The 19,980-nt window shown below is 69.1% G+C and carries 18 protein-coding genes and 2 pseudogenes; 18 read left to right on the top strand and 2 right to left on the bottom strand.

Features of this window, described 5'->3' with window-relative positions; translation table 11 throughout:
- Positions 1–25 precede the first annotated feature (25 nt).
- The 18 genes and pseudogenes from ACWGIU_RS00425 to ACWGIU_RS00340 all read left to right on the top strand — a co-directional run bounded on the left by ACWGIU_RS00425 (position 26) and on the right by ACWGIU_RS00340 (position 17,838).
- A complete protein-coding gene (locus ACWGIU_RS00425; protein WP_453701479.1) occupies positions 26–724 on the top strand; it encodes a PIG-L deacetylase family protein in 699 nt (232 codons plus the stop codon).
- Positions 724–1,431: a WbqC family protein gene (locus ACWGIU_RS00420; RefSeq protein ID WP_453701478.1), complete on the top strand. Its 708-nt coding sequence runs from the start codon at positions 724–726 to the stop codon at positions 1,429–1,431. The genes ACWGIU_RS00425 and ACWGIU_RS00420 overlap by 1 nt, the downstream gene beginning before the upstream one ends.
- Positions 1,428–2,021: a GTP cyclohydrolase I gene (gene folE / locus ACWGIU_RS00415; RefSeq protein WP_453701477.1), complete on the top strand. Its 594-nt coding sequence runs from the start codon at positions 1,428–1,430 to the stop codon at positions 2,019–2,021. The genes ACWGIU_RS00420 and folE overlap by 4 nt, the downstream gene beginning before the upstream one ends.
- Positions 2,022–2,155: 134 nt before the next feature.
- On the top strand, positions 2,156–2,707 hold the full coding sequence (locus tag ACWGIU_RS00410) for a formylglycine-generating enzyme family protein (protein WP_453701476.1): 552 nt from the start codon (positions 2,156–2,158) through the stop codon (positions 2,705–2,707).
- A complete protein-coding gene (locus ACWGIU_RS00405; protein ID WP_453701475.1) occupies positions 2,704–3,807 on the top strand; it encodes a glycosyltransferase family 4 protein in 1,104 nt (367 codons plus the stop codon). The genes ACWGIU_RS00410 and ACWGIU_RS00405 overlap by 4 nt, the downstream gene beginning before the upstream one ends.
- Positions 3,804–4,607 carry a reverse transcriptase domain-containing protein gene (locus tag ACWGIU_RS00400; protein ID WP_453701474.1) on the top strand — a complete coding sequence of 268 codons (804 nt, stop codon included), beginning with the start codon at positions 3,804–3,806 and terminating at the stop codon, positions 4,605–4,607. The genes ACWGIU_RS00405 and ACWGIU_RS00400 overlap by 4 nt, the downstream gene beginning before the upstream one ends.
- Positions 4,608–4,631: 24 nt before the next feature.
- Positions 4,632–6,005: a glycosyltransferase family 4 protein gene (locus ACWGIU_RS00395; protein ID WP_453701506.1), complete on the top strand. Its 1,374-nt coding sequence runs from the start codon at positions 4,632–4,634 to the stop codon at positions 6,003–6,005.
- On the top strand, positions 6,002–6,829 hold the full coding sequence (locus tag ACWGIU_RS00390; protein ID WP_453701473.1) for a 5'-3' exonuclease: 828 nt from the start codon (positions 6,002–6,004) through the stop codon (positions 6,827–6,829). The genes ACWGIU_RS00395 and ACWGIU_RS00390 overlap by 4 nt, the downstream gene beginning before the upstream one ends.
- Positions 6,826–7,596 (top strand): HAD family hydrolase, encoded by a 771-nt coding sequence (locus tag ACWGIU_RS00385; protein WP_453701472.1) that lies wholly within the window; start codon positions 6,826–6,828, stop codon positions 7,594–7,596. Before ACWGIU_RS00390 ends, ACWGIU_RS00385 begins: the two co-directional genes overlap by 4 nt.
- Positions 7,597–7,660: 64 nt before the next feature.
- A complete protein-coding gene (locus tag ACWGIU_RS00380) occupies positions 7,661–8,983 on the top strand; it encodes an aminotransferase class I/II-fold pyridoxal phosphate-dependent enzyme (RefSeq protein ID WP_453701471.1) in 1,323 nt (440 codons plus the stop codon).
- Positions 8,984–9,313: 330 nt separating this feature from the next.
- Positions 9,314–11,341, top strand: a complete 2,028-nt coding sequence (locus tag ACWGIU_RS00375; protein ID WP_453701470.1) for an ATP-binding cassette domain-containing protein — start codon at positions 9,314–9,316, stop codon at positions 11,339–11,341.
- A gap of 555 nt (positions 11,342–11,896) precedes the next feature.
- A pseudogene (gene nhaA, locus ACWGIU_RS00370) lies at positions 11,897–13,221 on the top strand (Na+/H+ antiporter NhaA).
- Positions 13,221–13,622 (top strand): hypothetical protein, encoded by a 402-nt coding sequence (locus tag ACWGIU_RS00365; RefSeq protein WP_453701469.1) that lies wholly within the window; start codon positions 13,221–13,223, stop codon positions 13,620–13,622. The pseudogene nhaA and the gene ACWGIU_RS00365 overlap by 1 nt, the downstream one beginning before the upstream one ends.
- Positions 13,623–13,691: 69 nt before the next feature.
- Positions 13,692–14,111, top strand: a complete 420-nt coding sequence (locus tag ACWGIU_RS00360; protein ID WP_453701468.1) for a hypothetical protein — start codon at positions 13,692–13,694, stop codon at positions 14,109–14,111.
- Between the two features lie 42 nt (positions 14,112–14,153).
- The gene (locus tag ACWGIU_RS00355) at positions 14,154–14,498 is read left to right on the top strand and encodes a hypothetical protein (protein WP_453701467.1); all 345 of its coding nucleotides are present in this window, start codon (positions 14,154–14,156) and stop codon (positions 14,496–14,498) included.
- Positions 14,499–15,020: 522 nt separating this feature from the next.
- Positions 15,021–15,539, top strand: a complete 519-nt coding sequence (locus ACWGIU_RS00350) for a hypothetical protein (protein WP_374777073.1) — start codon at positions 15,021–15,023, stop codon at positions 15,537–15,539.
- A 147-nt stretch (positions 15,540–15,686) separates the two neighbouring features.
- A complete protein-coding gene (locus tag ACWGIU_RS00345) occupies positions 15,687–16,922 on the top strand; it encodes an MAB_1171c family putative transporter (protein WP_453701466.1) in 1,236 nt (411 codons plus the stop codon).
- 286 nt (positions 16,923–17,208) lie between these two features.
- Positions 17,209–17,838 (top strand): HAD-IA family hydrolase, encoded by a 630-nt coding sequence (locus tag ACWGIU_RS00340; protein WP_453701465.1) that lies wholly within the window; start codon positions 17,209–17,211, stop codon positions 17,836–17,838.
- 464 nt (positions 17,839–18,302) lie between these two features.
- Here the strand turns inward: ACWGIU_RS00340 and ACWGIU_RS00335 are convergent, their stop codons facing one another.
- A complete protein-coding gene (locus tag ACWGIU_RS00335; protein ID WP_453701464.1) occupies positions 18,303–19,172 on the bottom strand; it encodes a helix-turn-helix domain-containing protein in 870 nt (289 codons plus the stop codon).
- Positions 19,173–19,541: 369 nt separating this feature from the next.
- A pseudogene (locus tag ACWGIU_RS00330) lies at positions 19,542–19,705 on the bottom strand (hemolysin III family protein); the annotation flags it as partial.
- Between the last annotated feature and the right edge of the window lie 275 nt (positions 19,706–19,980).

Here is a 19,980-nt window from a genome sequence, read left to right as displayed (position 1 = left end):
CTACGGATCAAGAGGAGGCAGGCCCATGCTCGGCCTGAACCCCGGCGACCGCGTTCTGGCCGTCGCCCCGCACCCCGACGACGAGACCCTCGGTGCCGGGGGCTCCATCGCCCGCCTCACCGCCGCCGGCATCGCTGTACACGTCCTTGCCGTGGCGTGCCTGACCCAGCCCCGGTGGGGAACGCCCACCGACAGCCGCCTGCGGCACAAGGAGTTCAACGCGGCCTGTGACGTCCTCGGCGTCAGCGGCCGGCACATCGCCTGGAGCGACGACCACCCGGCCGGCGACCTCGCCGGTCACGTTGCGGAACTGGTCCGCCTCATCGAGGCCGGCCCGGACCTGTCCCTGGCCGCGCTGGAACCGGCCGCGCTCCTCATCCCGGCGGCGGGGGCCATCCACCAGGACCACCAGGTCGTCCATCAGGCCGCCTACGCGGCGGCGCGGCCCAGCGGAGCGTTACGCCACTGGCCCCGGATGGTCCTCGGCTTCCACGGCCCCGAAGACCACGCCTGGAGCCCGCAGCTCCCGCGCCCCACCGTGTGGGTCGACGTCACCAGCACCGCAGCGGTGAAGGACAAGGCGCTGGAGTGCTACGCCCGCGAGCTGCGCGACGGCGACCACCCGCGGTCCCTGGAGCGGATCCGGGCGATCGACTCCGCGACCGGGGCGGCGTGCGGCGCCGAGCGGGCGGAGGCGTTCGTGGCCTACCGGATGGCCTGCTGATGGGCAACGTATTGGTCGCACACCAGCCGGCCTACCTGCCCTGGCCCGGCTACTTCTCACGGCTGGCCGACGCGGACGAACTGGTACTGCTGGACCACGTGCAGTTCACCGAACGAGGCTGGCAGAACCGCAACTACATCCGCGGCACCGCGGGTCCGGTCAGGCTCACCGTGCCGGTGCGACGCCACTTCGGCCAGAGCATCATCGACACCCGGATCGCCGACGGCGCCTGGGCCGGGCGGCACTGGCGCAGCCTCGCCCAGACGTACGGGCGCGCCCCGCACTGGGCCGAGCACCGGGATGCTCTCGAAGCTCTCTACCTCACGCCGTGGACACACCTTGCGCCCCTGAACGAGGAGCTGTTGCGGCTGATGCTCGACGCGTTCGGGCTACCCCTGCCGATGGTCCGCACCAGCGATCTGCCCCCAGCCGGACGGCAGACCGACATGCTGATCGACCTCTGCCGAGAGCGGGGCGCGACGCGCCTGCGGGTGGGGACCGGTGCGCTGGCCTACCTCAACCACGGCCAGCTGGCCCAGCACGCCATCACGGTCGAGGTCGCCACGTACTCCCATCGGCCCTACGGCAGCGCGCCGGGCTGGAGTCCGGGCCTGAGTGCCTTGGACCTGCTGCTGCACGAGGGCCGGAACGCCCTTTCCGTTCTCCGTGCCGGTGCACGGACCGAGACGAAGGTCTGCGCCTCATGACGAGCCTGGACAACCCCTTGCCGCGCCCGCGAGTAGATGGCGCCCGGGTCGCCGACCTCTGCTGGCAGCTGCTTGAGGCGGTGGGCGAGGACCCCGAGCGCGAGGGGCTGCAGGGCACCCCGGAGCGGGTCGCCCGCTGGTGGACGGAATTCCTCGACCACGACCCCGGCCGCACGGACACCGTCTTCGAGGAGGAACTGGCCGCCGGCAGCGACCGGGTGGTCATCGTGCGAGGCATCGTCGCCTGGAGCCTGTGCGAGCATCATCTGCTGCCCATGAGGCTGGAGTTGACGATCGGGTACCGGCCCTGCGGCAGCGTGATCGGCCTGTCGAAGTTCGCCCGGATCGTCTCCGCCCACGCGCATCGTCTCCAGCTCCAGGAGCGGATCGTCGACGGCGTCGCCGCGGACGTGGCCAAGGCGACCGGATCGGCCGACGTCGGGGTGGTCGCCGACGGCGCGCACCTGTGCATGAGCATGCGGGGTGTCCGCCAGGACCAGGCCCGCACCCTGAGCCACAACCTCAGTGGCGCGTTCGCCGACGGCGGTACCCTCGGCAGTCAGCTCCTCGCAGCCGCCGGGGCCCGGTGAGCGGGCGAGCGCCCGGACAGGGCCGTCTTTCGCCGGAGGCAAGCCCGCGTGTGCTGGTGAGCGGACCGGTTCTTCCTCCGGGGAACGTGCCTGCTGCCCGGGACGCCTCCACGGTAGCGGCTGGCGTCGATCCGGTGGAGTGGATACGGATATCCGGTGGGCCCGTTCCCGCCGGGGAGTGGCATCCCGCCCAGGAGGCGGCCACGCTGTGGTGGGCCTCGACGCCCCTCGCCGTGGCCGGGATGCCGATCACCGGCCTGACGCTGCCTCAAGCCGCCCAGCTCGCACAACGGCTCGGGGCAAGGATCCCGACGTCCGCCGAATGGGAGTGGATGGCCTCGGGCGGAGTGCGTCGCTTCCCCTGGGGCGACCAGGTCCCCGGACACGGGCACGCCAACCTGCGGGGTCTTGGTCCCGGCCGCCCCGCACCGGTCCGGGCCCACACGGTAGGCCGCACACCGGACGGCGTCTGGGACGTGGGCGGCAACGTGTGGGAGTGGACGACGGCGCCGTGGCGCCGCGACCGCGTCGCCCTGCTGCGGGGCGGCTCCTACAACTCCCTGGCCCAGTACGCCGAGTGCGCCCACGCCAACGATGTCCCGACCGGCATCACCTCGCCAGGCATCGGGCTGCGGCCCGTCCGTGAGACCGCCCCCACCCCGCCGATCAGTGGAGCCACCGAGTGAACATCGCCTTCGTCCTGCTCACCCACAACCCCGACGAGCCGGCCGGGATCGAGCGCAGCATCGCCGCCCTCGCCGTCGGCCTGCGCGAACTCGGCCACCGCGCCCTGATCATCGCCGCCGGACCGGCCACCCCCGACGACGGTCAGGACCTGCTCCGCCTGAACAGTCTGACCCTGCCCCGCCCCGCGCTGGAGGATAACCTCACCGAACTCCTCTCCGATCCCGTACCTGTGGAGCAGGAGGTCCGCCGGCTCCTGGCGGGACACGAGGTGGATCTGGCGTGCTGGGTGGACGCGGTGTGGGGGCTGGGCTACCTCAGCCCGGCCCCGGCCGGGATGGCGACCGCGCTGATGGTGCACGTCCCCCGCACCGACGCCCCGCTCTATCGGAGCCTGGAACACCGACCGGGCCGGGTCCTGACGGTCAGCGACTTCATGGTCGAGGAACTGGCTCGCGAGGGCGTGGACTCCAGCGGCTGGGCCGTGGTCCCCAACGCCCTCATGCACACGGTCACGCCGCCGACGTCGGCCGAGCGTGAAGCGCTGCGCAAGCGCGGTCCGGTCCGGCTCGTAGTCCGGGCCGAGCCGCACAAGGGTGTCGCCGAGCTCTTGAAGGCGTACCCGGCCGGGCTGGGCAGGCCGCTGCAGATCGTGCTGGCCGAGGCCGGATTCGAGTACTGGCCGGGCATGCAGAACGAGGTGGTCACCGAGTGCCGGGCCCTGGCCGCTGACCTCCCCGGCGTCGAGATCCTCCCGGCCTTGCCCTGGCCGAAGGTTCCGGGTTTCCTCGCGGGAGCAGCCGCCACGGTCGTCTCTTCGACCAGCCCGGAGACGTTCGGGAACGTCGCCGCGGAGGCCCTGTCCGTGGGCACGCCGGTGGTCGGCTACGGGCTCGGGCACCTGCCCGCCCTCACTGGGCCGGCCGGGCGGATGACCGCCCTGGACGACGGGCCCGAAGTCTTGTGGGCGGCTCTCACGAGCCTGCTCGGCGACCGGACCGCCTACCACGCGGCCTCCCACAACGGACCGCGCCAGGTCGACACCCACACGCCGGCGTCCGTCGCCCAGACGTTCCTGGCCGCCACCGGGATGATCAGGTGACCGGGCGTACGGCCGCGCACTCGCTGATGCGGCAGGCCGTCGGCGAGCGGGCGCTGAAGCGAGCCGCCCGCCAGTGTATGGGCCGCACAGGCTCTCCCGGTGCCGACGGCATGACCTGGAAGACCTTCCGCCAGGGCATGTCCGACCGCATCACGACGCTGTCCGCGGCGCTGGCCAACGGAACCTGGCAGCCCGGCCAGCTGCGCACCGAGGAGTTCGACGCCTGGGGCAAACGGCACACCATCACTATCCCCACGGTCACCGACCGGATCGTCCACCGGTCGCTGCGCAACGCCGTCGAGCCCGTCCTGGAGCGGGACGCCTACCCGCCGTGGATGTTCGGCTGGCACCGACGGGCCGGACGGCCCCTCGCGGTCGCGGCCGCCGCGCGCCACCTGAGCGCCGGCCTCACCTGGGTCGCCGACATCGACGTCGCCGCCGCCAGCCGCGGCTTCGCCCTGGAGGACGCGATCACCTCCGTCGCCCGCTTCGTCCACGACGGGAGCGTGCTCGCCCTTCTGCGCCGCATCCTGACCGCGCTGCCTGACCCGCTCGCGCCGGGCAGCGGCCTGAGCCCGATGCTGACCAACCTTCGGATGACCCCCATCGACCGGCAGCTGGCCGGGTGGACCGCCGTGCGGATGACGGACAACTACACCCTGTTCGCCGCCACCGCGCCCGAGGCGGAAACCGCCTACCGGCACCTGACCGGCCTGCTCACCGCACACGGGATGAAGCCGGCACCGGCTAAGTCGAAGGTCTGGCGCCCGAACCCGGAAGACCTCTACGCCGCCGGCTGACACGCAAGGAGACGCTCCGTGCCTATGACCAAGGCGCTGCTGTACTGCGCCGTGAACGGCATCGCAAACAACACCAACGGCATCGGCCGCCAGACCAAGACCTTCCTAGCCACCCTCGCCCGTCACCACCACCGCCTGAGCGCGCACGCGGGCGCCTTCACGCCCTACCTCGCTGTCCCCGAGCCGGGCCCGGCCACCTGGGGCTACAACGAGGCTGACCTCCTCTACGCCCGCCGCGTCATCGAAGGGCTCGGCGGCGAGGTGATCACGCTGTCCCACGACACCCGCCGCCCCTCCTGGCACCCGGACACCTGGCGACGCCTGTCCGGCGAAGCCGCCCGCGCCGCCGGACACCTGGCCGGCCGGCACGAGAAGGTGCTGGCCATCGCCGTCGACACCCCCTTCGCAGGTCTTGCCCACCACACCGGCGCCCACCCGGGAGTGGAGGTGCTGCTGGCCCTGTTCTCCACCGCCCGCATCACCGAACGCCCCCGCCCCGACCCTGGCCGCATCGCCTGGGAGGACGAGGCCATCGCCGCCGCCAACCTCCACTCCCGCGCCTGGGTCGCGGACATCGGCGACTTCCTCACCCGCCACCTCCAGGACCAGTACAGACTCGATCCGGCCAAGCTCCGGGCCTGGCCGTCCGGGCTCCACCTCACCGCCACCGACCTCACCCCGCCGACTAGAACGGAAGCTGAACGCATCGTGCGCGGGCTCGGCATCCCTGCGGGCTGCCCGGTCGTCGCCGCGATCGGCCGCACCGACCACACCAAGGGCCTCGACCGCCTCATCGAGCAACTCGCCCCTCTGCGCGACGACGTCCACCTCGCGATGGTCGCCGTCCCGACCGACGACGAACGCGCCACCCTCCTGGACTCCTATCGCGACCGCAGCGCCGAGCTCGGGCTCAGCGCCACCATCATCGGCCGCTACGACCGCGACATCCCCCGCGCGCTGGCCGCCTGGCCCGACACCTACGCCATGGCCGTACCCAGCCGCGGCGAGACCCTGGCCAACGTCGTCTTCGAAACCGCCCTGTGGGCCCAGCACGCCGGAGCCGTCGTCCTGGCCCCGAACATCGACGGCTTCCCCGAACAGATCACCGACGGCCACAACGGCCTGCTCTACGACCCCGCCCCCGGCGCCCTGACCGCCGGCCTGCGCCGGGCGCTCGCCCTGACCAGCGACGAACGCGCCCGACTGCGTACCGCAGCTCACCGCAAGGTCCTCGCGGAACGCAACTCGGCTGAACACCTCGCGACGCTGCTGGCCACGTTCTGGCAGCCACGCGCCACCCCGGTGGCTACACTCCTTGGTCATCCGGCAACGGATGCCCGTACGCCGCGGTCAAAGGCACCCACCAGCACGCATCACCCCCTGGAGGCCACGCCATGACCGCACCCCTGCTGCTCGTCGACGGCCACTACCTCCTCCACCGCGCATGGTTCGGTTTCGCCTCCCGCATCACCAGCAGCGACAAGACCATCGACCGCACCGGCATCTTCGGCTTCGCCGCGCTCCTGCGCAAAGCCCAGGCCCAGCACGCCGACGGTTTCGAGATCTTCGTGGTCTTCGACTCCGAGGACGGCTCCCAGGCCCGCGCCGGACAGGACATCGACTACAAGGCCCAGCGGTCCGCCCCGGAGCCCGGCCTGATCGAGTCCCTCTCCCTGGTCAAGGACGCCCTCGACCACAGCGGCATCCGGTGGATTGAGCAGGACGGCTGCGAGGCGGACGACGTCATCGCCACCCTGGCGACCGCCGCCCGCACCGACGGCCGCGCGGTCGACATCATGACCACCGACAAGGACTACATCCAGCTCCTGGCCGACCCCAGCGTGCGCCTGTTGAACACCGGTCTCGCCATGGAGCGCCGCTACACCGCCGATGAGCACATCCTCCCCCGCTACGGAGTCCGCGCCGAGCAGTGGCCGGACTTCCGCGCGCTGATGGGCGACCCCGCCGACAACATCCCCGGCATCCGCGGCATCGGCGTCAAGACCGCCGCCCGTCTCCTGACCGACGGACGCCGGCTTGAGAACATCCCGGCCGACGAGCTGCGCCCGACCTGGACAGAACAGTGGCCGAGGGCCCTGCGCTGGCGCGAAATGATCAAACTCGACACGAAGACCGGACTCCCCGACAACCTCCTCACCGCGGATCCCGCCGCGCCGCTGCCCAAGGCCGCGCACGTCCTGGACGCGCTGGACCTGTGGTGACTGGGGGCAAGATCGCGATATGGGACTTTGACGGAACGCTCGGCCACCGCCGGTACGGAACCTGGGCCGAGTGCCTCCTGGAGGTCCTGGACGTCCAGCAGCCCGGCCACCGCTGGGCCTTCCCCGAGATGTTCGAAGCTCTCGCCACCGGCTTCCCCTGGCACACGGCCGAGGACCCCCATCCGCACCTGAGCGACCCCGACGCCTGGTGGGACCACATCACCACCGTCGTCGCCGAAGCCCTCACCCGCCTCGGCATACCCCGCCCGCAGACCGCCGCGGCGGCGACTCGCGCCGCCTACACCGACCCCGCGGCGTGGAGCCTCTACCCGCAGACTCTGCGCGTCCTCGACCAGCTCACCGCGCATGGCTGGAAGCACGTACTCCTCTCCAACCACGTCCCCGAACTCCCCGCCCTCCTGTCAGCCCTCGGCGTCGACACCCGGTTCCGGGCGGTCATCAACTCCGCCGCCAGTGGATACGAGAAGCCCCACCCCCAGGCATTCCGTCTCGTCCAAGCGGCCGCAGGCCCGGCACACCGGCTCGTCATGATCGGCGACAACCCCCAGGCCGACGCCGACGGGGCCCGACGCGCTGGCATCGACGCCATCTGGGTACGCCGCAACCAGCACACCGACACACCCGACCTCGACGCCGCCGCCCGCATTCTCCTGACCCCCGAGCCTGTCCGGAACGGGCGGCGTCCGGCTCTGCACGAGGTCCCCCCGCTGCGCACAACCACCCCCGGAGCGCTTCCAATCCGGTAATCTCGCCGACGTCCGCACCGCGGAAGCCCGGCAGCGCCCCGGCCCATGGCGCACCGGAGCCACCGTGCACGACACCATCCAGGCCCCCGCGCAGGCCGACTGCCTCACCGCCTTCGGCTCCCTTCGCGACGGCGCCGACCCGGACGCCGAGAGGGCTATCGAGCTCGGGGAGGGCTGCAACCGCTTCCCGCCCTCCCCGGCCCTCGCCCGCTACCTCTCCACCCTGTTGGACCGCTTCATCCGCGACGGAACCCTCTCCGCGTACGCCGCCCGGCGGCCGGCAGGCGCTCGGACGGCGATGGCCGAACTCCTCGGCAGCCACCTGAACACGAGGCTGGACTCATCGGACGTCTTCTTCACCCGTGGCGGCACCGAGGCCATCAGCCTCAGCATCGCGCACCTCGCCGAGGCCGATCACGGCCTCGTCCTGCCGCTGCCGAACTACTACGCCTTCGACCAGTGCGCTGTGCGCTGGGGAGCCCCTGTGACCGGCTACTACCGGCACGACGGCACGATCCATCCCACCGGCACGGCCCCGGCCCCCCGCACCTGCCTCGTAGAAGTCCTCCCCAACGGCGTCACCGGCGCCCGCCACACCCTGCCCGATCGAGCCGAGCCGGACTTCACCCTCCTCGACGTCCCCTTCCAGATCGGGGCCGATGGGCCGCAGCCAGCAGCGATACTCCGCGACCGCGTCCACGACATCGACCTGAGCAAGGCCGCTCTGATCCTCACCGCTTCGAAGGACCTCTCCCTGCCCGGCCTGCGCGCGGCAGTCATCGTCACCAGGAACAGAGCACTCTTGCAGCACCTGGCCCGCGACCGGTTCGAGCGGATGGCCATGAGCGGTGACCCCGTCGGCGAAGTCGTCATGCTCTTATACGCCTCCCTCCTCACCGTGGTGGATGCCCCCGCCGAACAGACGGCCAAGATCGTTCAGATCGCTCAGGACAGCGTCCACCGAGCAGGTCTGCCCGCGCTCCCCGACGAGGAGACCTACCGCCGCGTCCGCGACCACCTGACCGTCATGAGCGAACGCTTCCGGCACAACGCTCACGCGCTCGAATGCCCGAGATCGCCGTTGCGGCGCATCACCGGCCTGGAGCCGGCTGCGGGCTACTCCGCGTTCGTCGAACTCCGCACCCCACAGGAAGGCTTCCTCCCTTGGGTAGTGCGGTGCGGACGAGCGGGACTGCGGCTCAACCCGACCGTCGTCCACGGCGGTACCTCGGCAGCCTGGGACTCGCTGTATCCGGGCGGCCAACTCCTGCGGGTCAACCTCTCGGAGACCCCCACCGTCTTCCAGCAGGGCCTGGACCTGCTCAGCCACCACGCACCCCACTCCGCCCCTGGCCGAGTTCTGCGGGCGGACCGCGCAAGCCCCTGATCGGGTGCCGCGCGTCAGCATCCACTCGAACGTGTGAGTTCAAAAGCGACCAGGCAGGCGGGAGCTGCCCCGCACGCCAATCTCGTATTCCCGTTCGAGATATTCGCCCTTCCGGGGCCGCTACGGCCCCGGAGTCCGGGCGTTCTTAGAGCACCAGTGCCAACCTGCCACCCAGATGGAGGACATTGTGAACGCCGCGCCCGCCCCCGCCCATTGCCCTGTCGGATTCGAACAGTGGCCTCAGCCGTCCCGCCCCTTCCGCCTCTGCGGTGCGCAGCGGTCTCGCGTCGGCGTACGCCTCTCGACACGACTGGATGCGAGGTGGGCGGCATGAGCGAGCCCACCGATGGCGCAGCCCACGCAGTGCCCGGCCCACGCTCCGCCCCCTTACCACTGCCTCCGACAACGGTCCCTGCCGGGGCGGAGGACGGTGACATCACCGACGGGCTGGAAGAGGCGTACTGGTCCGTTCATGACGGCGCCGCTGCGAGCGCCACCGTGCGTCAGGTGCTCGCCCGGCTGCCCAAGATCACCGCTCTCATCGGCCGACTTGCCTGGAAGGCGGACCGCCGGTCGACCCTCGCTGCCGTCGTCTGCCAGTTGGCCTCGGCGGCCATGGCGGCCTTCGGGCTGATCGCCTCGGTCAAAGTCCTCCAGCACCTGTTCTCGGAGGGCCCCACACCCGACCGCGTGCGTGCCGCCATCCCCCAGATCCTCCTCGTGGCGGGCTTCCTCGTCGCCCGGGCCCTGCTGGAAGCGGCCGTCGCGGTAGCCCAGGCACGCGTTACACCCAAGATCCGCACCGCCCTCGAATGCGAATTCCTGCACCTCACCGCGCACGTGTGCCTCGAAGCGGTCGAGGACCCCGACTGGCACGACGAGGTCCACCGCGCCAACGACCGCGGGCTCTTCTACGCACGGATGATCGTCGGACAGGTCGTCTCCCTCGCCTCCGCAGCCCTCGGGCTCATCGGTACCGCCGGCGTACTCGGCGTCCTCCACCCCGCCCTTCTCCCCCTTCTGCTGCTGTCCGTCCTGCCTGTGGGAGCGGCCGCCGTACACAGCGCCCGGGCCCGGTTCCGGTCCTTCAAGCGGTGGAACACGCTGCAGCGCCGCGTCCGGGTCTTCTCCTGGCTGCTGCTCGACGTGGACGCCGCCGCAGAGCTCCGCTCCGACACGGCCCAGGGCGCGCTGCTCGACGAGCACCGCCGCCTGACGACCAAGATCGCCGAGGAGGACACCCGCCTCGGCGTGAGCTCCGCCGTGCTCAACCTCGTAGGCCGTGCAGTCGGCGGGATCGGGACCGGCATTACGTACGCAGCACTGGCCGCCATGCTGATCGCCGACTGGCTGCCCTTGGCCGCCGGGGCCGGCGCCGTCCTGGCCATCCAGGCGGGCCGGTCCTCCCTTACCCAGCTCGTCGAGGTCGGCCACCTCGTCTACGAGCACGCCCTGTGGGTCGACGACCTCCTCGCCGTCCAGGAACGAAGCCGCCGCCTCCTGCCCCGAAGCTCCGCTGTCCGTGCGCCGGACCAGGTGCAGGAAATCATGGTCCACGGCGTCCACTTCAGCTACCCAGGCAAGGACACACCTGCCCTGAACGGCGTCTCCTTCACACTCCGTGCCGGAGAAACGGTCGCGTTCGTCGGCCTCAACGGGTCGGGGAAGTCGACGTGCGCCAAGCTCCTGGCGGGCCTGTACGAGGCGCAGCAGGGCTGCGTGAGCTGGGACGGCGTCGACGTGCGCGAGATGGACGCCCAGTCCGTGCACGAGAAGGTCGCCTGTGTGCTGCAGGACCCGGTCCGGTTCCCGTTCAGCGCCCTGGCGAACATCACCGCTGGAGCGGGCACGCTCACCGAGGTCGACCCGGAGCGGGCCATCGCCGCCGCTCGGGCCGCTGGGGCCGACAAGGTTATCGCCGCGCTGCCCGGCCAGTGGCAGGCGGTGCTGTCGAAGCGGTTCAAGAAGGGACGGCAGCTCTCCGGTGGAGAGTGGGCGAAGGTGGCCGTGGCCCGGGGCTTGTACCAGGAGGCGGTGCTGGTGCTTCTGGACGAGCCGACGGCGAGCATGGACCCGCCGTCCGAGCACGCCGTGTACGAGGCCGTGCTGCGCGGCCGGCTACGCAAGGACCAGATCACGGTGCTGATCTCCCACCGGCTCGCCAGCGTCGTCGACTGCGACCGGATCCTGGTCTTCGACCGCGGCCGCATCGTCGAGTCCGGATCTCACACCGAGCTCATGGCTCTGGGCGGCGACTACGCCGCGATGTTCACCCTGCAGGCCAGCGGCTACCACCCCGGCACCACCGCCGGCCCGCACGTGGAGACCGCGCCCGCCGATGTGGAAGAGGCGTCGTGACGCAGATGCCGGCGCCACCGGCCTCGCTGTGGCACCACCGCGACTTCCGACGGTACCTGGCCGGACAGGCCGCGAGCGTGGCGAGACGGGCGGTCAGCTCGATGGCCCTGCCGGTCTTGGCCGTGGTCCAACTGGATGCCACCACCGGGCAGGTCGCCACGCTGGCGGTCCTCGCGCAACTCCCGCCCGCGCTCCTTGCCCTGCACGCGGCCGCCACGATGAGAAGGGCCAGCACCGCGGCCGTGGACGACAAGCACATGCAGATCTCACCAGGCGGCGACGGCCGTCAGGATCAGGGCTCCGGCGGCGACCAGCTCCGGCCGCTCACCCGGCATGGTGTAGAGGGCAGTGCCGCCGGCGCGCCTCTCGTCAAGGATGATCGCGACCTGACACCGATGTGGTGGTGCGCAGGGGTGCGGGGCAGACAGCGGCCCGCCTGGTGGATACGGTGTAAAGAACGCGTCAAGAACTGGCGCGCGGTGTGCCGGGAAGTCTGGTCGGCGTCCTGGGGGCAGTGTGCCCTCTCGTCGCTGACACACCCGGAGGCCCACTGCCATGGCCGGCACCCGCTCCCCCTTCCTCGGTTTGTTGTCCCTGCCCGAACGGCAGGCAGTCACCCGCGCCCTGCGTACCGAGACCGTCGGCGGCCTGGTCCTCCTCGGCGCAGCCGTCGTCGCGCTGATCTGGTCCAACAGCCCGTGGAGCGCGGCCTACGCCTCCGTACGCGACTTCCACTTCGGGATACCGGCCCTCGGCCTGGACCTGTCGGTAGGACATTGGACGGCCGACGGGCTGCTCGCCGTGTTCTTCCTCGTGGCCGGGATCGAGCTGAAGCGTGAGCTGGTCATCGGTGAACTGCGCACCCCGGCCACCGCCGCGCTGCCTGTCATCGCCGCGTTGTGCGGGATGGCCGTACCCGCCGCCCTCTACCTGGCCACCACCGCGGCGGGCGGCGGCAGCAGCAGCGCGGGCTGGGCGGTCCCCATGGCCACCGACATCGCCTTCGCCCTCGCCGTCCTCGCGGTGCTGTCCACACACCTGCCAGCCGCGCTGCGCGCCTTCTCCTGACCCTCGCCGTCGTCGACGACCTGGGCGCGATCCTGATCATCGCGGTGTTCTTCACCTCCGACCTGAACCTGTGGGCACTTGCCGGAGCCTTCGCGGGCCTGGTCCTCTTCTACCTGCTCCAGCGGCTGCGGGTACGCGGCTGGTGGTGGTACGTGCCGCTCGCGGCGGCGATCTGGGCGCTGATGTACAACGGCGGCGTCCACGCCACCGTCGCCGGCGTCGCGATGGGCCTGATCCTGCGCACCACCCGCGACCAGGGCGAGGAGGCCTCACCGGCGTCGCGAGTCTCCCACTTGGTCCACCCCGTGTCCGCCGGCATCGCGGTTCCGATGTTCGCGCTGTTCGGCGCCGGGGTGAGCATCTCCGGCCCGGCCTTGGGCGCGGTGTTCACCAGCCCCGAACCTCTCGGCGTGGTGATCGGCCTGGTCGCGGGCAAGACGGTGGGGATCTTCGCCGGTACCTACCTGGCCGTCCGCTTCACCCGCGCCCAGCTCAACCCCGACCTCGCCTGGGCCGATGTCCTGGGCCTGTCAGTGCTGGCCGGGATCGGCTTCACCGTCGCCCTGCTGATCGGGGAACTCGCCTTCCCCGGCGGCCAGACCGGTGAGCACGTCAAGGCCGCCGTCTTCGTCGCCTCCCTGTTCGCCGCGATCCTCGCCGCCGTCCTGCTGCGCAGGCGCAACACCGTCTACCGGCGCCTGTACAAGGCGGAGAACATCGACGCCGACAACGACGGCATCCCCGACATCTACCAGAACGACACGGCCGATCCCGAAGGCACCGCCGCTCGTACGGACGGGCAGCACATCTGATGGCCGACGGCGATGCCTCACTGCTGGCGCCCGTGATCGTCATCGCCGCCCTGGTCATCCGCACCGCCATCACCGAGCTCCGGCACCCGGGCAGCGCCCGGCGACAGTGGGCGTTCGCCACGAACCCGCGGGCCATAGCGTCCGGTGCGACGGTCGCTGCGGCCACGGTCTTGATCGGCGGTGCCCGCTTCGGCTGGGCGGCGGCATGGGCCCTGCTCGCCGGGGCACTCGCCGCCTTCGTCACCGGCCGCGACACCCCGGCCGCCTCGATTCACCCGAGCAAGGAGCAGTCCGTGTCGGAACGACAGATCGGGACAGTGCTGGCCGCCATCGGCGCGCCCCTGACCCTGGCCGGGGTGGCGATGTACTTCCTGCCCGGCCCCGGCGTGGTATCGCCATGACCGCGGCCGGCCGCCGGTAACACCACCCCACCCCCACCCGTCCCCGCACCCGACAGGAACCCGACGACGATGTTCTGGCAGTGGATCGGCCTGAGCGTCTTCTCCCTCACTCTGCTGCCCGCCGGTCTGGCGATGGCCGGCGGCTGGGCACCGGCCCGCCTGCGCGCCCGCCACACACCGGTGCGTGCCCGCAGCTGGAACCTGGCCGCTCACGCCGATCTGTTGCGCCACACCTTCGCAGTACTGACCTTGGAACAGCTTCAGCGCGGCCACCTTGCGGCCCTCGGCGAGATGAACGTCGAGCAGCGCCGCCACTACGTCCGCGTCTTCGGCGACCCCGTCGACTGGGTACGCCGCCGGTTGGGACACGCGAGCCTGCTGACCACGGTCATTTACCTCCACGCCCTGGAGGAGCTGGAGATGGAACCCGCATGGCGCTGGTGCCCGACGACTGGGAACACCCCGCGCCCCCCTCAGCGTGCTGGGTGAAGAACGGCCGCCCGCGGGCGTCGCGGTGCCGAGGGGGCGCCGGTGAAGAGCAGTGGTCGAGGCAGCACCCGCAAGGGACGCCGCTCCGCCCTCCCCCAGGTGCCGTACGACCCGGCCGCCGAGCCAGAGAGCCCGGGCCTGCACGGACTTGTCGTCCGTGTCCACACCGACGACAACCGCCACGAGACCTTCGACTGCGCCGACCTCCCCTTACCTGGCTGGCAGGTGCCGATCGCGCAGGCGATGGCCTGGCGGGTGGGCCCGGCTGGCGGGCTGGGCACCCAGTCGTCGGCATGGTCGACGTGGAAGACGGTGGTCCGCTGGATGCGGTTCCTCACCGCGCTGCCCAAACCACCAACGAACCCGGCCAATCGCCCCCATGAGTAGGCGTCCAGCGAACCGCCGCTCGCCTGCGTCGATTTCCACCTACTGCAGTCAGTCCCGCACCGCAGTCTCAGTGACGTCGACGCCTTGGCGATCGGACCAGCCGCGCGGTCACCACCCCTGCATAGCTCGGATATATCGGCCTGAACGCCAGCGTAAACAAGGGATGTGGGCTCTCCATGATGGAGATCATTCTTGCGAGGCCAGAGCCCACGATCTCCGATGTCTGTCAAATTGGATCAAGCCCGGTCCGAATTTTCGATCTTGACACCGCGATGATGCATCTACTGCGCTTTGGTGACCTTCATAACACGCCAGGTCTGTGCGGCCCGCGCTTTCCTCCTAGTAAGATCAGCCCGTCGACTAGATGCGCCGCCCGGCCACCGCACACCTCAAGTGCGAGCCTCCGGCCACTAGCGTCCCACAAGCAGATATCGGGATCGGGGAGACCGGCAGTGGACACCCCAGTGGTCCTTCATTGGAGTGACTATGCGTTGGCGTCGGGACCCTTCACGGCGCGCTCTCGTGAAGGAATGCGAGAGGCTGCTCGCCGATCTCCCTATCCCCGTTCCGTTCAGCGTCGAGGCGCTGGTGCGGAATATGGAACATGCGCTGAGTCGCCAGATTCGCCTGGTGCCAATGGATGATCCTGATGGGGGCCTGGGCACCGCATGTGGCCTTCGGGTCAAAGCACCGGAGTTCACGATCATTCTCTACCGCCGCCGTTCAAGTCGCTGCCAGACCGAGCACATCATCCTCCATGAGCTCGCGCATGAGTGGCTGGACCACGGAACTAACCTGACGGCTGCCGAGATTGAGCGATACGTACCTGAACACATCCGCGAGGAAGTTCTTCGGCGTTTCCCAACGACTCTGGTCCAAGGGCGCGTGAATTTCGATAGCCCCGAGGAAAAACGGGCCGAACTTTCGGCATCGCTGATAAAGCGGTTGGCACGCCGTCAGCCGATCGGGGGAGATGACATGGTCAGCCTCCTTGAATCCTCACTTTCTCATCCCGTTGCTCCACCGCGGCGCCGAGTCTAACCGCGAGTGACCGGCGTTCACCAAGACGGAGTTTCCGGCTTTGTGATTTAGCCACCACGCAGTCCGCCTACCGTCAATCGCGGCTGTGGTCAGCCGGCCTTCCGGGTTGGTGAGTATCCAGCCAGCCCGTAGATATGTACTGGTTACGTGTTCGATTTCTTCAAATACCTGACTGCGGTAGCGATGACCGTCATCGCCGTATGGCGATTCCCGGCAGTTCGGTACGCCGATGCTCATCGCCGGGCCCTCTGGGGTGGCTACGCCGGATTCGCCGTAGCGCTATGGCTCTACACGCCAGCAGCGATGCGTGCGGTGGATCGAATCCCCGTGGTCGACCTGAGTGCCCTGCTCCGACACTTCGCCAGCACTGCCGCCATCATCGCAGCCTTGACTTACGTCGCAACCAGCTACGGGAAGAGCTCGGAGACCGTCGCACCCCGGCACGTCGCGGTCTCGCGCTGGATCGCCCGCGCATCCTATAAAGCAGGCGCAATAGGCGTGACCCTGCTCACGATCCTATTCTTCACCGTGCTGGACCGCACCACACCGAGTCACAGTTTTCTAATTGATCATGCTGGGGAATGGGGCGCTGCGGTCTACATGACCGTTTTCTACTTCTTCCCATTCATCACGACTGCGGTTTGCGGCTACCAATGGACAAGAGCAGCGCGACAGGCTGAGAACACCAGCATGCGCGTTGGGCTGGGCTTGATGGGGGTCTCGATGTGGATGGGCCTGGTCCACACAGTGGCCCGTGTCGCCATCCTCTGGGGAGCGGTGATGTTCCCCCTAAGTTCCTCCACGGTGGAGCTTCTTGTAGACGCCACAGCAGTATGGATGAACCTGCTGTTCCTGATTGTCGCGGTAGGCGCGAGCATTCCCACTACCCGCGCGGCCGCTGCCCGCTGGAAGACGTGGTGCACCCTATACAAAATCTATCCGCTCTGGTTTGACCTGGTGGAAGCCTTTCCGGGGACGAGCCTGTACCCGCCTGGATCGCGTATAGCAGAACTCATCCACATGCGCGTCCCCAGCGACGTTCGCCTGGACCGCTGGACCCAGGATATTGCCGACGCCTGCGAAAAGCTGCGATATTACGCCCCGAAAGAATTGTTGTTCACCGCAGAGGACATGACTGCCTCACACGCCGACCCCGAGCCGGCTGCGGAAGCGTACTGGATCAAGGCCGCGCTCCAAGCTGCTGATACCACACAAGCCAGTCGGTACGCCGTCGGCCCCCTAAAAGCGAAGCCGTTCGTTGATACCGATAGCGAAGCGGCCTGGCTAACGCGAGTGAGTACGGTCTACTCGCACATAACCACGACTCAGGCTCGAACGCTTCTCGAGCAGTCCGCAGAGGCAGAAATCGGACCTACCCAATAACTCTTGATTGACATGAAGGCCGAGTTCTCGGTTCAGAGCGCCTTGCCCGGGTCACGGCTCTATGCGGCATAGCGATCTTGAATGGCGGGCCGGTTAGTGACATTAAGCACGAACGGCTGTGTGAACACGGCTGGTACCGTGGGTTCCGCGGACTGATAGGTCTTGCTCCGCCCCGTAAGTGCACCCTGGCCTGCGACGCACAGATGCTGCCGTCGCCACACGTAGCCGGGTCCGCGACGCTGTCCGGTCTGGAAGGCGTCCAAAGTCTCAGCAATGGAGTTCCCGCATGTCCAACCGCACCGGCCTCATCCTCGATTTCGGAGGCGTGCTCACCACTCCACTGCTGCCGGTGGTGCTCGCCTTCGAGCAGCGTGAAGGGCTTCCCCAGGGTGCGTGCATCTCCGCGCTGTACCAGGACGAAGAGGGCGTGCGGATCACCAGCGATCTCGAGCGCGGAGCGGTGAGCCAGACCGAGTGGAACGAGATCGCGGGCAAGAAGCTGGGCGTCTCTTCTGACAACCTGATGGGCCGGATCTTCGGTGGCCTGCGTCCTGAGCCGCTGCTGATCAACGCGGCCGCTGCGGCGAGGCGAGCCGGGATCAAGGTGGGCATCCTGTCCAACTCCGTGGGGCTGGCTCCTTGGGACCTGTACAACGGCTATGAGCTCGAGAAGCTGTACGACGCCGTAGTGATCTCCGAGCACTACCAGATGCGTAAGCCTGACGCAGAGCTCTTCGAAGCCGCGCTCAAGCTCATGGACCTGCCCGCCGAGCAGTGCGTCTTTGTCGACGACACGGAAGGGTACGTCCAGGCGGCAGAGCAGCTGGGCTTCGCAGGGGTACACAACAAGGACCCCAAGCAGACGGTGGCCGACCTCTCGGACCTGCTCGGCGTGGACCTTACCGCAGCTCCGTAGCGAGTCGCCCCGAGTGCAGCCGACCAGTTGCACTCGGGCGCTGCCGCCGGCAGACAGATCCGCCAGTGTCGTCAGCTCGCGCCCGTGGGCAGCAATCTCGCCTGGGACTTCGGTCTCCGACCGCCCCGACGAGCGCATGCGGCAGCAGTGCACGCCGAACAGGCGAGAACGAGCACGCGCCCGTCACGGGCGTTGGCATACCCGCTTTCACGAACAACAACGGGATTACGACGTTGCACCCATATCGGGGGCGACCTCGTAGTCCCGTTTTTGCTGTTGGCACCAGCCCGGCTATTGGAATAGCTCCGGAACCCTGCCTGGTCTGCGCGCAGCCGGCCCTCGACACCAGGCGCCGAGCCCGCAGAGCGAATAGGCGGCGGAGCCCGGCCTTCGGGAACCGCCTGTTGGCGCCGACGCTGACCTGCTGCTCACGAGCCCATCGAACCTGCTGGCAGGCGGCGTTACTACCCGCCCACGTCTGGCAGCTTGTGCTTCAGCTCTCCAACAAGCTCGTTGATCTTGGCCATCATTTCCGCAGACAGGCCCGTTTGATTACCGCGGGCGGCCAAGCCGAGGATCTGCCCTCGGTGAATCGAGCCGAGAAATTGGATCGCTTCCAGGAAATCGCGGGCCGCAGGGTTGACCTCGGCGTCGTCCTGGAAGAGAGCGGCGTCGACCTGGAGGGCATGGGCTAGCCCGGCACGCACTACGTCGGAAGCGTCGGTTGTGACACCCGTACGGAGCGCGACGATATCGTCGGCTGTGACGGTAGCCGCGCCCGCATGCTCGTTGACGGCCCGTGCGATTTCCTCGTCAGTCGGAGGCTCTTGGCCGACATACCCGTGCTGCAGGAGGTAGTTGATCTTTTCCCCGATCGTACGGGGCGCAGACGTCTGCTCGTCATCCGAGGACGTACCGCGAAGCCCGAACGAGCGGTCCTGCGCTGCCCGCAGCTCGTCTTCGGTTACCCCGTAGGCCTTTGCGAGTGGCGGCACGTAGGCATCGCTGAGCCTGCGTCGGCCGGATTCGGCGTTGCTCAGTGGCACGCGGCTCGCGTTGATGATCTCGGCGGCCTGAGCCTTGCTGAGGCCGGCGTCGCAGCGTAGGAGCTGCAAATCCGGTGGGCCGTCGTGGGGGAAAAGGACATCGAGTGGCTGGTCGAGCGCTGCGGCAATCGCGGGGAGCTTCTCGCCCTTGGGGAACTCCTGGCCATTCTCCCACCGCGCAACGGCCGGGCCGCTGACGCCCACCAGCTCGCCCAGCTGCTTCTGGCTGAGATCCCTGCCCCGTCGGACAGCGCGTACGCGACTGCCGTCGAACTGACGTGGGGGCACATGAACTCCTGCGGTGGCGGTCAAGACAGTCGGGCGACGTCTAGACCACTGTAATCCAGACTTGATACATTCACGCAACTATCGTACGTTCCTGTATCGCACCTGGTGGTCGGGGCGCCTCGTCTCTCTATGGTGCCTGTCTCTCGTCCTGTGGGGGACATCACCAGACTGCCTCCGACAGCTCCTTCGGCGCATGGGCCGGTCGGTCCCCGTCCCGCCCCTGTCGGCCCCCTCGCCGCCCCATGCGGCAATGCGATGGTGAAGACCGGTACCCGCCTCGGAAGGAGGGCTGCCGCCATGGCCGAGACAGCCCCGACAACCGTGCCCGGACCAGGGTCGGTCCTGTCCTGGAAGAAAACCTCCTCCTGGTCAGTAGGCGGCGAGGGAGATGGCGGTCAGTGAGCGGTGAACGCTGCCACGGTCAAGGCGTGGAAGACCTCGTGGTAACCGAACCAGCGGGGTGAGGGGTCGGGGCGCTGGAGGGCGTAGACGACCGCGCCCGCGCTGTAGAGGAGCCCGCCGGTCACGATCAAGCGAGTACGGCGGGATCTCGCGGCAGAGAATCTAACTACTCGTCAGTAGAGTCAGCAAACCCCGTCGGTTATGCCGGTGGCGATCAGGCCCGGCGAGGGCGGTGCGGGCGTGCTGTTCGGTGTCGAGGTCGGCGGATTGGGCACCGAGGGTACGGGCGGCGGCCTTGACTTATCCTTCCCAGCGGCGGCTTCGGCGCCCGCTACGCCGAGCGGGCCATGCCCACCTGGATCTGACCTGCCCCACAGGTCAGGACGCCAACCCCACAGGCCGGGAC

The organism is Streptomyces sp. NPDC054840, from assembly GCF_053611065.1.
This window is presented reverse-complemented; position numbering and strand designations above follow the sequence as displayed.